At 55.4% G+C, this 13,640-nt stretch carries 12 protein-coding genes; 4 read left to right on the forward strand and 8 right to left on the reverse strand.

What is annotated here, in order from left to right:
• Positions 1 to 88: 88 nt before the first annotated feature.
• From TMES_RS01150 to TMES_RS01160, 3 genes are all read right to left on the reverse strand, one after another.
• Positions 89 to 1,660: an AmpG family muropeptide MFS transporter gene (locus tag TMES_RS01150; protein ID WP_085578632.1), complete on the reverse strand. Its 1,572-nt coding sequence runs from the start codon at positions 1,658 to 1,660 to the stop codon at positions 89 to 91.
• A gap of 181 nt (positions 1,661 to 1,841) precedes the next feature.
• Entirely contained in the window at positions 1,842 to 3,650 is a 1,809-nt protein-coding gene (gene typA / locus TMES_RS01155) for a translational GTPase TypA (RefSeq protein WP_085578634.1), read from the reverse strand.
• Between the two features lie 308 nt (positions 3,651 to 3,958).
• Positions 3,959 to 4,954: an adenosine kinase gene (locus tag TMES_RS01160; protein WP_085578636.1), complete on the reverse strand. Its 996-nt coding sequence runs from the start codon at positions 4,952 to 4,954 to the stop codon at positions 3,959 to 3,961.
• Positions 4,955 to 5,608: 654 nt separating this feature from the next.
• Between TMES_RS01160 and TMES_RS01170 the strand changes: the two genes are divergently transcribed.
• Together TMES_RS01170 and TMES_RS01175 are read left to right on the forward strand one after the other, a co-directional pair.
• Positions 5,609 to 6,058, forward strand: coding sequence for a MarR family winged helix-turn-helix transcriptional regulator (locus tag TMES_RS01170; RefSeq protein WP_085578641.1), 450 nt, complete (start codon positions 5,609 to 5,611; stop codon positions 6,056 to 6,058).
• Between the two features lies 1 nt (position 6,059).
• Positions 6,060 to 7,457, forward strand: coding sequence for a multidrug effflux MFS transporter (locus TMES_RS01175; RefSeq protein ID WP_245835156.1), 1,398 nt, complete (start codon positions 6,060 to 6,062; stop codon positions 7,455 to 7,457).
• A gap of 155 nt (positions 7,458 to 7,612) precedes the next feature.
• Here TMES_RS01175 and TMES_RS01180 read toward each other — a convergent pair whose 3' ends face one another.
• Both TMES_RS01180 and TMES_RS01185 read right to left on the reverse strand, forming a co-directional pair.
• Positions 7,613 to 8,605 carry a SirB1 family protein gene (locus tag TMES_RS01180; RefSeq protein ID WP_425444039.1) on the reverse strand — a complete coding sequence of 331 codons (993 nt, stop codon included), beginning with the start codon at positions 8,603 to 8,605 and terminating at the stop codon, positions 7,613 to 7,615.
• Positions 8,606 to 8,658: 53 nt separating this feature from the next.
• Positions 8,659 to 9,255, reverse strand: a complete 597-nt coding sequence (locus TMES_RS01185; protein ID WP_245835157.1) for a BON domain-containing protein — start codon at positions 9,253 to 9,255, stop codon at positions 8,659 to 8,661.
• Between the two features lie 455 nt (positions 9,256 to 9,710).
• Between TMES_RS01185 and TMES_RS01190 the strand changes: the two genes are divergently transcribed.
• On the forward strand, positions 9,711 to 10,733 hold the full coding sequence (locus TMES_RS01190; protein ID WP_085578647.1) for an aldo/keto reductase: 1,023 nt from the start codon (positions 9,711 to 9,713) through the stop codon (positions 10,731 to 10,733).
• A gap of 79 nt (positions 10,734 to 10,812) precedes the next feature.
• Here the strand turns inward: TMES_RS01190 and TMES_RS01195 are convergent, their stop codons facing one another.
• Complete coding sequence (locus TMES_RS01195; RefSeq protein ID WP_085578649.1) at positions 10,813 to 11,715, reverse strand: AraC family transcriptional regulator; 903 nt, start codon at positions 11,713 to 11,715, stop codon at positions 10,813 to 10,815.
• A gap of 39 nt (positions 11,716 to 11,754) precedes the next feature.
• On the opposite strand from TMES_RS01195, the gene TMES_RS01200 reads away from it, so the two are divergent.
• Entirely contained in the window at positions 11,755 to 12,162 is a 408-nt protein-coding gene (locus tag TMES_RS01200; protein WP_085579758.1) for a DUF2000 family protein, read from the forward strand.
• A 23-nt stretch (positions 12,163 to 12,185) separates the two neighbouring features.
• Here TMES_RS01200 and TMES_RS01205 read toward each other — a convergent pair whose 3' ends face one another.
• Positions 12,186 to 12,596: a YraN family protein gene (locus TMES_RS01205; protein ID WP_085578651.1), complete on the reverse strand. Its 411-nt coding sequence runs from the start codon at positions 12,594 to 12,596 to the stop codon at positions 12,186 to 12,188.
• A 5-nt stretch (positions 12,597 to 12,601) separates the two neighbouring features.
• Entirely contained in the window at positions 12,602 to 13,615 is a 1,014-nt protein-coding gene (rsmI, locus tag TMES_RS01210; RefSeq protein WP_085579760.1) for a 16S rRNA (cytidine(1402)-2'-O)-methyltransferase, read from the reverse strand.
• Positions 13,616 to 13,640: the final 25 nt, after the last annotated feature.

The raw sequence follows: 13,640 nt of genomic DNA on the forward strand, positions 1-13,640 counted from the left end.
AAAACCCCGCTTTTGACAAGCGGGGTTTTTGTTTGATCAGGGGCGACTGTGCGGCTGGCGATGCCGGGCCATCTGTGTCGGGTATCTGCTAACGAGCCGCGGTTTTGACCTGTCTGGATTTTGGATGTTCAACATCGGTCAGGCGGCCTGCCAGAACCACCAGCACTAAAACCGGTAATCCCAATATGGCGGTGCCAATGAAAAAGGCCTGATAACCAACGGCGTCAACGGCGGTCCCCGAAAATCCGGCAATGACCTTGGGAAACAGGGTCATGAGGGAGCTGAAAATGGCGTATTGCATGGCGGTAAACGAAATATTGGTCAAGCCCGACAGATAGGCAATAAACGCCGCCGTTGCCAGGCCCCCTGAGAGGTTATCGGCCATGATCACGACGGCAAACATGGCGGTATTGGTCGGAATTTGCGCCATGATTGCAAACAGGATGTTGGTGATTGCCGACAAAAGCGCGCCCAGAAACAAAATCCTGATCACGCCGTAACGCACCGATAGCACCCCGCCAAGAAAACTGCCGGCAATGGTCATGAACAGGCCGAATGTTTTTGAAACCGCCGCGATCTCTTCCTTTGAAAAGCCGATATCGGTGTAAAACACATTGGCCATGACCCCCATGACAATATCGGCAATGCGGTAAAAGCCGATTAATGCCAGAACAAGGATCGCAACCTTGCCATAGCGGTCGATGAAATCCTTGATCGGGGCGACATAGGTTTCACGCACCATATCGCGCGGGGTAATTCCGGCCAGCGTGGTTATCCATGCCACCGCAATCGCCAGCATAACAGCGACAGCAAGTTGCAGCGCACCGCCCAGAAATCCGGCCAGTTCCGTGGTCATGCCACCGCGAACCCATGCGTCCTTTAGCGGTGCGACCATGCCGCCGACATAGATATTGGCAGCAATGAAAGTGATGATGGTTAGCGCAAACATCAGCAAGAAGCGGATATAGTCGCTGGTGTGATGGAAATACTTGCTGTCCTTGCGCACCACATCAGGTTCGTTGACCAGCAAGGTGGTCAGAACCCCGACACACATCGCCAGCGCCATGCAGCCATAGGCCACGCGCCACGCCAGTGGCTGGTAGGTGCCTTCCCCTTCGATCAGGGCGGCGATGGTCAACGCACCGGCCCCGGCGACAATCATGCCAATGCGATATCCCGCGATATAGGCTGAACTCATCATTGCCTGCAAATCGACATCGACGGCCTCGATACGATAAGCGTCAATGACGATATCCTGCGTCGCCGAGGCAAACCCCAGGGCAACGGCGGCAAAGGCCATCATGGTCAGGTTTTGGGCCGGGTCGGTTAGCCCCATCCATAATATGGCCGCTATAATGGCGGTTTGCGCAACAATCAGCCAGCTGCGCCGCCGCCCCAGTGTGGTGTGAAGGATGGGCAGGGGCAGGCGGTCAATCAACGGGGCCCAGACAAATTTGAAGGAATACCCCAAAGCCGCCCAACTGAAATAAGTCACCGTGGCACGTTCCACCCCGGCTTCGCGCAGCCAGATCGACAGGGTGGAAAATATCAGCAAAATGGGAATTCCGGCGGAAAACCCTAAAAACAGCATTGTAATAACCCGTGGATTGGTCAGCGCGTGAAACGCCTCACCCCAGCTTCGTTTGGTGTGGCTATTCATTTTTCCCCCTGAATATCCGTCTGGCTTTTGCCGACCATATGGTGCCATCGGTTAAAGAATGCCCAAAGCATCGTAAGATCGCAGCTAAAATATGACAGTTATTCGGGGGCCAAACGCAACAAGGCCGGTCCATGGGGACCGGCCTTGTTCGTATAACCAATAAACCGTCGTTTAAACGGTGTTAGTCTTTCTTGCGGCTTTCGCGCTTGCGGGTATTGGGATCGAGGTGCAGCTTGCGAATACGGATGCTTTTCGGGGTCACTTCGACCAGTTCGTCGTTCTGGATGTAAGCAAGGGCTTCTTCCAGGCTCATCTGGCGCGGCGGGGTCAGGGTGATGGCGTCATCCTTGCCCGATGCGCGAACGTTGGTCAGCTTCTTGCCGCGCAGAATGTTTACTTCCAGATCATTATCACGGTTATGTTCACCGATCACCATGCCCTGATAGACGCGTGCGCCCGGCTCAATAAACATCATGCCACGATCTTCCAGGCCCCAAAGGGCATAGGCAACGGCGTCGCCCTGGTCGTTGGAGATCAGAACACCGTTACGACGGCCCGAAATGGCACCCTTAACCGGGCCATAGGAATGGAACACACGGTTCATAACGCCGGTACCGCGGGTATCGGTCAGAAATTCACCATGATAACCGATCAGGCCACGCGACGGGGCGAGGAACAGGATACGGGTCTTGCCACCACCAGATGACCGCATGTCGGTCATTTCGGCCTTACGCAGGCTCATTTTTTCAACGACCGAACCGGCATATTCTTCGTCAACGTCAACCTGAACTTCTTCGAACGGTTCAGACATAACGCCGTCGATTTCCTTGATCAGAACCCGCGGACGCGAGATCGACAGTTCAAATCCCTCGCGGCGCATGGTTTCGATCAGAACGCCCAACTGCAATTCGCCACGACCGGCAACTTCAAAGGCGTCCTTGTCTTCGGTTTCGGTCAGCTGAATGGCAATGTTGCCTTCAACTTCACGTTCGAGACGGGCGCGGATGATGCGGGAGGTAACCTTGTCGCCTTCCTGACCGGCCAGCGGCGAGTTGTTGACCGAGAAGGTCATCGCCAGGGTCGGCGGATCGATCGGCTGGCTGGTAATCGCGACTTTGACTTCGGCGGCACAAATGGTATCGGCCACGGTGGCGTCGGTCAGGCCGGCAATGGCGATAATGTCGCCTGCTTCGGCTTCTTCCTGCGGGACACGTTCCAGGCCGCGGAAACCCATCAGCTTGGACAGGCGGCCGGTTTCAACGGTGCCATCACCGCGCAGAACCTTAACCGGCATGTTCAGTTTGGCGCGGCCCTGTGCAATACGACCGGTCAGGATACGACCAAGGAAGTTATCGGCATGCAGCATGGTTGCGATCATGGCGAAAGGTGCGTCAACGACGCCTGTCGGGGCCGGAACATAGCTGAGAACCAGATCCATCAGCGGGGTCAGGTTTTCTTTCGGGCCTTCGGGGTTTTCAGCAGCCCAGCCATCACGGCCAGATGCATAAAGAACCGGGAAGTCGAGCTGTTGGTCATTGGCTTCAAGCGACACAAACAGATCGAAAATTTCATCAAGCACTTCTTCAGCGCGCTGATCGGGACGGTCGATCTTGTTGATGATCACGATCGGCTTGAGGCCAAGCTTCAGGGCTTTACCCAGAACGAACTTGGTCTGCGGCATCGGGCCTTCGGCCGAGTCGACAAGCAGAACAACACCATCAACCATCGACAGAATACGTTCAACTTCGCCACCGAAATCGGCGTGGCCAGGGGTGTCGACGATGTTAATGCGGGTTTCACCCCACTGGATGGCGGTCGGCTTTGCCATAATGGTAATGCCGCGTTCACGTTCCAGGTCGTTGCTGTCCATCGCGCGTTCATCAACGCGCTGGTTGTCACGATAGACGCCGGACTGGCGGAACATGGAGTCAACCAGGGTTGTTTTACCGTGGTCAACGTGGGCGATAATGGCGATATTGCGCAGCTTCATGGGCGCGGACTCCGTATAACAATGCCGCGCGCCGGTGGTACCTAGCGCATCGGTCAGAAACAAGATTGGGCGATATATATGGTGAAGGCGGGGTGCTGCTCGCTTACGTGCGGCGCATCACCTGCCCTGCAAATGCCAGAGTGCTTGATTTGTTAAAAATACAACACGGACGCCGGGTACATGCGCTATTGGCCGCAGATTGTCAATGCTTTGCAACTGCGAAATGACGGGCATGTGCCGATTTGCGGCGTATTTCTGCGGGACGGCAGGTTTATTGCCGTCCCGTGAAATTTTGTATTTGCAGTTGCTTAGGCCGGAATGGCCCCCTGGCACAGGGTTTTAAGGTCTGCGTCCGGGCGGGCCCCCATATGCGAAATTACCTCGGCGGCGCAGATTGATCCCAGCCGCCCGCAGGTGGCAAGATCGAACCCTTGCGTGTAACCATAAAGGAAGCCCGAGGCAAAAAGGTCACCCGCACCGGTGGTATCAACCACCTTGGCAACCGGTTCGGCCGCAACCTCGATAACGCTATCGCCCGAAACAATAACCGATCCCTTTTCACTGCGGGTCAGGGCGGCTACCTTGCAATGGCGGCGTACTTCGATCAGGGCTTCGTCGAATGTATCGACTTCATAAAGCGATTTGATCTCGTCTTCATTGGCGAAAAGAATATCGACATGATTATGGACCAGATCGCGAAAAGAGTCACGGTGGCGGTCTACACAAAATGAATCCGATAACGTGATCGACACCTGACGGCCCGCTTCATGTGCGATTTTCGCCGCCAGAACGAAAGCTTCCTTGGCCTCGTCGCGGTCCCACAAATAGCCTTCCATATAAGTGACCTTGGCTGACTTGATCAGGTCGGCATCAATGTCGTTTGGGCCCAGTTCGGTGCAGGCACCCAAAAAGGTATTCATGGTGCGGTGACCATCGGGGGTCACAAAAATCAGGCAGCGCGCTGTTGAAGAGCCGTCGCTGGCAGCCTTGGTATCAAAATTGACGCCCATGGCGCGAATGTCATGGCGAAACACCGAGCCCAGCTGATCGTCACGGACCTTGCCAATATAGGACCCTTTGCCGCCCAGCGCCGCAATCCCGGCCAGCGTGTTGCCAGCAGAGCCGCCAGACATTTCAACGCCCGGTCCCATTTCGCCGTAAAGCGCATCGGCGGTTTTGGTGTCGATCAGGGTCATGGCATTTTTGACCAGCTTTAAACGGGTCAAATCATCTTCGGTGCAATGGGTCAAAACATCGACGATGGCGTTGCCAATTCCGACAACATCAACTGTGGGTGCGCTCATTTAGGGTTCCTGCTGGTTGGGTAAAGGGGCCGCGATCATCGCCGGGCAATTTGCGCGGCAGTATAATGGTTCGGCTTTGCGGTGCAAGTTTTGCGACCGTTGCTTACCCGGTTGTTTGGTTGCGGGTATAAAAAATAAAACTTCATATGTTGTTTTATGGCGGCAAAAACAGTTCGGGTGTGGATCGTTTTGCCATTTGCGCCGGTCCCTTGCCCGGAACAAATTTGCGTTTATGGCGTTTAAAAATCCGCCCTGGTGCCAAACCTCATCCGCTGGCACGGGCAATTGCAGCAGGGTTTTCCGCGGCGTGGTGGCAGAATCTCAATGTTTCTGCGGCTTTTTCGCCTGACCCATTTTCGCTTATGATCCGGGCAAAGTTTGCCAAAAACATATCGATTAAGAAGATTAAAGACTTTCTGATTACGGATATTTCCCTGTTTCAGGGCGAATCATGCCTGTGTCGTTCACATGCAAACTGTTTTGTACCCATTTAGGGTTAGTTGTATAGCGATAATTTTTCACGATATATGATCAGTTATTTAATCTTATAAATACATATATCCTTTTCGGTGGCTGCTTTATGGCGCGTGATTGCAGTGCTGATAATTACATTGTATACCAATAGATGAGATATCATCTAATTAAGGTGCCGTTGTGATTAATAACCCGAATTATCCCAAATCAGGTTTTGGCCCACTGCTGGCGCAAGCCGCCCGGCAATGGCGCCGGGCGGTGGATTTGGGTTTGCAGCCCTTTGGCCTGACCGAAGCAACATGGTTGCCGCTGGTGCATCTGGCGCGCGCGCCAGAGCCGTTACGGCAAAAACAACTGGCCGAAGGGTTGATGCTTGATGGATCGGCCGTTGTGCGGCTGCTCGATTGTTTGCAAAAAAACGGCCTGATTGACCGGCGCGAAGAAGCCGAAGATCGCCGTGCCAAAACAATTGTGATTACCGATGCCGGCCGCGTCATGGTCGAGAAGGTTGAAACCGCCGCTGCCAATGTTCGAGGTCATGCCTTAAGCGGACTTAGCGACGAAGACATCACCACAACCCTGCGGGTGCTGTCCCATGTGGCCCGCCAGACCAAAACCGGTGCCGCGTGATATGAACAAGATCCCGCCATCGCTCACCGGCATTGCGCCCGATGTTGCCCGTACCTGCGATAAACATTCTGAAAGCGAAACAAGTTGCGAGGCCCACAGCTTCGCCAGCCAGCCGTCGGGCCTGGGATCAGACGCGCAAACTGCCGCCTCCAATATTGATGGCCGTGCAGACGAGGATAGCGGTGCTGAAATGTCTGCCGATACACCGGGCATAGTGTCGCGTGCCGCCCCGCTTTGGCTGCTGGCGCTGGTGACGTTTAGCGGCACCCTGGCGATGCACATATTTGTTCCGGCTTTGCCGCTGGCGGCGGCAGACCTGGGTGCCGCGCCTGGTGCCATGCAAATGACCATCAGTATTTATATTCTGGGATTGGCGGTTGGGCAGTTAATTTATGGGCCGGTATCGGACCGTTTTGGCCGCAAGCCAACTTTGCTGGTCGGCCTTGCCTTATATAGTGTGGCCGGGTTTGGCGCGGTTTTTGCCCCCGAAGTTCACTGGCTGATTGCGGCGCGCCTGTTTCAGGCCCTTGGCGGCTGTGCCGGTTTGGTGCTGGGCCGGGCAATTGTGCGCGATACCTGTGCGCCCAGGGAAGCCACCCGTCGCTTGGCCCTGATGAATTTGATGGTCACACTGGGACCGGGTTTTGCCCCATTGCTGGGCGGCGTCATGGCCGGGGATTTGGGCTGGCGCTCGGTACTGGTGTTTTTATGTGTGCTGGGTGTGGTTAATGTCGGGCTGACATGGCGGCTTTTGCCCGAAACCGGTGGCAACGCCATGGCCAGCGAAGGCTTGGCTGTGGTGCGAAACTATTTCAGCCTGCTGCGATCGCCTGCTTTTCTGGGCTATGCCGTGGGTGGTGGCTGTGCGACCACGGCGATGTATGCCTTTATCGGTGCGGCCCCGTTTATTTTTGTCCATCAGTTGCACCGTTCAACCGACGAAATCGGTCCCTATCTGGCGGTTTTGATTTTAGGGGTCTGGTTTGGCAGTTTGCTGGCCGGGCGCTTGATTCGCCATGTGCCCCTGCGCCGGTTACTGGTGGTTGCCAATCTGGTTAGTGTTGCGGCGGCCTTTTCGCTGCTGGCGGTGGTTTTAACCGGAAACCTCAGCGTTTTTAACGCCGTCGGACTGATGTTTTTATTCACATTGGGGGCCGGTACAGCATCGCCCGCCGCTTTGACCGAAGCCATCAGCGTTAACCCCCAGGTGATTGGCTCGGCATCGGGGCTTTATGGCAGTACGCAAATGGCGGTCGGGGCGGTTTGTACCGCCCTTGCCGGGATTGGCGACAACCCGGCACTGGCAGCTGCGGTTGTTTTGTCGGTAGCGGGGATTGTATCGCAACTGTCATTCTGGATTGCCTTGCGCCACGCGGCACCCTCGCAACCCGATGAATGAAGGCCAGGGTAGCAAGGGCGATGATGTTGCGAACCGGAAAAATTATCATTTGATCTGCGATCACGCCACGCCATGCAATGCCTTTGCCTGCGGATGTGACGGTCTGCTGCATTGTTTGTTGGTCATCAGGCACTCATCACTGCTATAAAATCGCTTTAGGCCGGGGTGGGGTCATCTGGCATGTGCGGAGCTTCATTGCCAGTCGCCGGGGCTGGCGTTTCACCAGCCGGGGGTGATTTTTGCGGGTGTAATCGCACAACAGTTTCGTCGCTGCGAGGGGGCTGTTTTGGGGGCTTTGTATCTTTTGAATTTTCGTCGGGTGTGATCCCCGCAATCCGGTCGCGCAATTCGGCGGCAAGGCTGCGGATGCGTTGTTGGTGGCGCGGATCGTGGTTTAGCGCCAAAAATTGTTCAAACGCAGCCAATGCCTGTTGATCATTGTTTAAGCGGGCATGAAGGGTGCCGGTCTGGTGCCACAGGCCGGGTTCATCGGGGGCGATGATCAGGCAGCGTTCAAGAATGGTGGTGGCATAGGCCAGGTCGCCACTGCGCAGGGCCCGAACCTTGATGTTATTTTGCAGGCGCAACAAAATCGTTCTTTCGGTGGCTTCGCGGTAATGCTCGGGCTGTAATTCGGCATCAAGGCCCTGAAAGGCTTTAAGCAATTCGCGCAGTTCAGCTGCACCCAGCACAATGCCGTTATGGAACGGGTCAATTAACACGCGTTCGCCGTGCGCTTCGAGGCGCAACAAAAAATGGCCGGGAAAATCAATGCCGGTCATATCAAGGCCGCACCGGGCGCAAGCGTGCAAATACAGCAACGCCAGGGCGACGGGCAGGCCGCGTTTGCGGTCGATCACGCACATCAAATTGGCATTGTCGGTATCGTCGTAGTTTTCCTCATCGCCCTGATAGCCATGATACCCGGGAATGACATGTTGCAGGGCAATGGCGAGATCCATCACACGCGGCAAACTGCCGCCGGCCCCGGCGGCATCGACAATGGTGCGTTCAAGGTCGGCACAAATGTCATCTAGCCGGGCCAGATAGGGCGATATATCGCGCTCGGGTTTGTCCAGACTGGCAAGATACAGTGCGGCCTCGGCGGCACTGGCATCAGGATAATTTCCTGCGGCGTAGGATTTCAGCCAGTCTAATGCCGGTTTCTGACGGTCTGTTTCGGGGATGACGCCTGCGATTTTTATGTCCTCTTGCGTGTGGGGTCGTCCTTCAGCCGAACGAAACTGACAACCTTTTTAACATAACTCGTTGCGCGCACATGCGAAATAACCCGATCAAGCTCGTCCTTGTTCTGGGCAATCCCCATCAGATAAACAGTGCCGTCAACGGTTTCTATATTGTAGTTAATCGCATAAACGCGGCTGTCAAACATCAGTGCTGTTTTTATGCGCGTGCTGATCAAAAGGTCGTTGGCGCTATCGATCAGGCCAAGTTCGCCGCCGACGTGCAATTCGTTGATGACGCGCTTCACGCCATCGGTTTGCCAGGCGGTTTTTACGGCGGTCATTTCAATGTCGGCAGTTGCAACGTGGCCGGCCAGCAGCACTTCGCCTTCAACCACTTCAATTTCGATATCGACAAACATCTGCCTGTCGATTTCCAGATATTTACGCCACAAATTGGCGTTGATGGCATTGTCGCTGACCGAGTTTTTAAAACCGCGTTCTTGCATCGCGGCCACCCCGGCGGTGGCACCGGCTCCCACCACCAACGATGTGCAGCCGCTATTTGCCAGCAGCAATATGCCCAGCAAAAGCCCGGAGCTCCATCGCGTCAAAAATTTGTGCCTGTTATCTCTTTGTCCCGGATCATGATGATTGCCCGGTTTGGAAATAGACGTCATTGAACTACCTGTCCGCCCCATTACAGCAGGTACTATGCGCCACGGATGTTAAGGAGTTTTAAAAAAAGCAGGTTTGCACAGGGCGTCATGGCTGTTTGCGCGATTATTGTGGAAAAGTGCTGAACTGTACCGGCAAAATTCCCGGGGGATGCCCTGTCGGGACCCGTGTACGAACCAATGCGCAAACAAGATGAAATAATCCGCTTCGATCCTTGCCTGATCCTCCAGACCCCATTGCCAGTATGCCTGACGAGGTTATGTTTAACGGTGTCTTTCGTTGCATTGTACGGGGCTTGCCGATTGTGACATCTGGTTGTTGCCATCTGTTGCGGGCAGGTTTTGAAAAACCGGTACAATCCTTCTTCCCCGCTTAAGAAAGGACCGAACCGTTGAAATATAACAAACTTGGTCAAACAGGGCTTTATGTGTCGGAACTGTGCCTGGGCACCATGACCTTTGGCGGTCAGGGCGAGATGTGGCAGAAAATCGGCCAGGTTCAGCAAAACGACGCCGACCAACTGGTGAAAACCGCCCTTGATGCCGGGATCAATTTTATTGATACCGCCAATGTCTATGCCGAAGGGAAATCGGAAGAAATTACCGGCCAGGCCTTGAAAAACCTCGGGGTGGCGCGCGAAGACGTGGTGGTCGCCACCAAGGTTTTTGGTCGTATGGGCAGTAATGTCAATTCCACCGGGGCCTCGCGCCATCACATCATGGATCAGGCCAGGGCCAGCCTCAAACGATTGCAGCTTGATCATATCGACCTGTATCAGATCCACGGGTTTGACAGCGCCACCCCGATTGAAGAAACGCTCGATGCCCTTGATACTTTGGTAAAACATGGGCATGTCCGCTATATCGGCGTGTCTAACTGGGCGGCATGGCAGATTGTAAAGGCGTTGGGCATTTCCGAACGCCATCATCTGGCGCGGTTTGCCTCCTTGCAGGCCTATTACACGTTGGCCGGGCGTGATCTGGAACGCGAAATTGTGCCGATGTTAAAATCGGAAAATGTCGGGCTGATGGTCTGGAGCCCGCTGGCGGGCGGCTTGCTCAGCGGTAAATATGACCGCGATCATGAAACCGATGGCGAGGGCCGCCGCGCCAGTTTTGATTTCCCGCCGGTGAACCGCGACCGTGCCTACGATTGCATTGATGCGATGCGGGTGGTGGCCCAAGCCCATGATTGCAGTGTGGCGCAAATTGCCCTGGCGTGGTTGCTGCATCAACAGGCCGTCACCAGCGTGATTGTCGGGGCCAAACGCACCGAACAGCTGGAAGATAACATCAAGGCAACCGGCATTAAACTGACTGGTGCGGACCTTGAAACCTTGAACGCGGTCAGCGCCTTGCCTGCTGAATATCCGGGCTGGATGCTGGAACGTCAGGGTGGGTATCGCAACGGCTGATCCGGGTTATTGCAGATAAAAAGATCCTGTTTAAAACCGGCGGGCAGCAATGCCTGCCGGTTTTGTTGTATAGCCGATATTACCCGGCAACCAGCGGTGCGGTTGGTGCGGGCGGGGCGTTTTGCGGGCGGATCATTTCGGCCCAGCGGCCCGGCGTAATGCCAAAGGCCTGTTTGAAATGGCGGTTGAGGTGGCTTTGGTCGGCAAAGCCGGTTTCTGCCGCGATGGCGGCCAACGGTTCGCCCTGTGCAATCATTAATTTTGCCCGTTGTAACCGGCGCATCACCAAAAACCGGTGCGGGGTGGTGGCAAAGCAGGCCTTGAACTGGCGGATCAAGCTATAGCGATCCAGCCCGGTGACGTCTTCCAGCTGGGCCGAGGTGACCATCTCGGTGCTGTTGGATTCCAGAAACTGGCGCGCACGTTCCAGCCGGGGGATGGCAAGGTTTTTGCTGCGGCGAATCGGCTGTTTTGCGTGGCGCGACAGGCCTTCGGCGATACCGCATATCAGTTGATCAATCAGCAATGCGTCAAGGTCGCTGTCGAGATGGGCCAGCATTTCTAACAACGTTGCACACAAGACCGGGTCGGAAAAGACCGGCTGGCCGACAAAGGGCAAGCTGGCGGCATTTTCACCGAGCCCGCGCCGCAATAACGAAGGTTCAAGATACAACATGCGATAGCGCAAACCGGCATCGGTGGCGGCCCCGCCATCGTGGATTTCATCGGGATGCAGCACAATGATATTGCCTGGTTGGCTAAATTGTTTGGCCCCCCGATACGAAAATGTTTGTACCCCGTGCAACGTTACCCCCAGCGCATAGGTATCGTGGCGATGTGGGGAAAACATATCGCCGTAAAACTGCGCCTCGATCCGTTCAATGCCGGGCAGGGAAGGGGCGGTTAAAAACCGTTCGCGGGTGGCAAGGTTGCACAAACGTTCAATACCGTCGCTATCGGCGGCGGGTACAAGCGTGGTCATACATCTCCCCTTTCACCAGCTATGCGGATTATGACGTTCATGTTTGATACCAAAGTTGCCATCGTGTTGCGAAACGACCTTGAAAGCTGGCAGTCGCTAAATGTGACGGCCTTTTTGATGAGCGGGATTATCGCAAAATTTCCCGAAATCATCGGCGAAGATTATGTGGATCGCAATGGCAATAAATACAATCCCATGTCGATCCAGCCCGCCATTGTTTTAGCCGCAGACCAAGCAACCCTTGGCAAAATCCATAATCGCATCATTGATCGCGGCGTTCCGGCGTCGCTTTATATCGAAGAAATGTTTTCAACCGGCCATGATGCCGCCAACCGCGAGGTTTTTGCCCAGTTTGCCCCCGATGATGCCAAGGTGGTTGGCATTGCCCTGCGGGCGGAAAAACGGGTGGCCGATAAAATTATCAAAGGGGCCAAAATGCACCCGTGATCACGGGTCATGGGCGTTGATATTTACGGCCCCATCCAGACATTGATATGATGGCGGATGCGGCCCCGGGGGCGCACTGTCATCACATCCATCCGCAGGTCGCCAGCATGGCCGGTTTTGGCGGCAAACCCCTGCAGGCTTTGGGCGATGCGGTTTTGCTGGCGCGCGGTGACAGCAAACAGGGCGGCATTTTCAGAGGCGCGCTGTTTGACTTCAATCGCAATCAGAATGCCCGATTTACGAGCGATGATGTCTATTTCGCCGCCCACACCCCGATAACGCCGGGCAAGTATCCGGTATCCCTTGATCCATAAATACAAACAACACAGGCTTTCAGCCTGGCGACCGGCCTTTTCGGCGCGGGCACGGGCACCTGCCGATTTGGTTTTACGGTCTGGCACCGGGCCATGTTGCGGGTGGGGGGATGGACCCATGACGGTTAATCATCCTGCCCCAGTTCAAGGGCACGATTATAAAGGTCGCGTTTTTTAAGCCCGGTTTCACGCGCCAGAATATCGGCGGCATCCTTGGTCCGGTTGCTTTGCAACAGCACGCGCAACCGGTCGTCGACTTCATCGGCCGACGGCGCGTTGGATCCCGCCGGGGCGGGGCCAACCACAATCACCACTTCGCCCTTCGGCGCACCGGCTTCGTCATAATGGGCGACCAGCTCGCCAAGTGTGCCGGGGCGGACTTCCTCGAACATTTTGGTGAGTTCACGGGTGACGGCGGCGGGGCGTTCGGCCCCAAGGCAATCGGCCATGTCACGCAGGCAGGCGGCCAGACGTCTGGGGCTTTCAAGAAAAATCAGCGAGCCGGGAATATTGGCAAAGCGGGTCAGTTCTTTTTGCCGCGCCATCGATTTGGGCGGTAAAAACCCGCCATAAAAGAAATGGTCGCTGGGCAGGCCTGATAAAATCAGCGCGACAATCGGGGAACAAGCCCCGGGGGCCGTCGTTACGCTATGGCCTGCCGCCTGACAATCACGCACCAGCTTATATCCCGGATCATTGATCAGCGGGGTTCCGGCATCGGAAATCAGGGCGATGGCCTGGCCTTTGCCAAGCCGATCCATGATTTCCGGGCGCATTTTTTCGGCGTTATGTTCGTGATAGGCAATACGTTTGGTCTTTATGGCGAAACGTGACAGAAGTTTGCCAGATGTGCGGGTGTCCTCGCACAAAATAATTTCGGCCCGTTTAAGGATATCGACCGCACGAAACGTAATATCGCCCAAATTTCCAATTGGAGTAGCAACCAGATAAAGCCCGGCCGATAATGGCAAGGTTTTGTCATTCCCTGTTTGATCCGGTTTACTTGCCGGATCGCCCGCATTACCCTGCGAAGAAATAACGCCATTGGGAGGTGAAGAGAGTGGGTTTTCCGAAACTTCATCCGTCTGCGACGAGGAACGGGAATTCGGCGTGGCGCCGGTTTGCGTGCCGGACGGCATCTGTGTTGGTCCTTTCGCTAGGGCT

This window comes from Thalassospira mesophila (assembly GCF_002115755.1).
Taxonomy (GTDB): domain Bacteria; phylum Pseudomonadota; class Alphaproteobacteria; order Rhodospirillales; family Thalassospiraceae; genus Thalassospira; species Thalassospira mesophila.

Excerpts from the sequence above, each read along its gene's own strand:
- TMES_RS01150 (WP_085578632.1), bottom strand. The coding sequence starts at position 1,660 with ATGAATAGCCACACCAAACGAAGCTGGGGTGAGGCGTTTCACGCGCTG.
- typA (WP_085578634.1), bottom strand. The coding sequence starts at position 3,650 with ATGAAGCTGCGCAATATCGCCATTATCGCCCACGTTGACCACGGTAAA.
- TMES_RS01160 (WP_085578636.1), bottom strand. The coding sequence starts at position 4,954 with ATGAGCGCACCCACAGTTGATGTTGTCGGAATTGGCAACGCCATCGTC.
- TMES_RS01175 (WP_245835156.1), top strand. The coding sequence starts at position 6,060 with ATGAACAAGATCCCGCCATCGCTCACCGGCATTGCGCCCGATGTTGCC.
- TMES_RS01195 (WP_085578649.1), bottom strand. The coding sequence starts at position 11,715 with ATGACCACGCTTGTACCCGCCGCCGATAGCGACGGTATTGAACGTTTG.
- TMES_RS01200 (WP_085579758.1), top strand. The coding sequence starts at position 11,755 with ATGTTTGATACCAAAGTTGCCATCGTGTTGCGAAACGACCTTGAAAGC.
- TMES_RS01205 (WP_085578651.1), bottom strand. The coding sequence starts at position 12,596 with ATGGGTCCATCCCCCCACCCGCAACATGGCCCGGTGCCAGACCGTAAA.
- rsmI (WP_085579760.1), bottom strand. The coding sequence starts at position 13,615 with ATGCCGTCCGGCACGCAAACCGGCGCCACGCCGAATTCCCGTTCCTCG.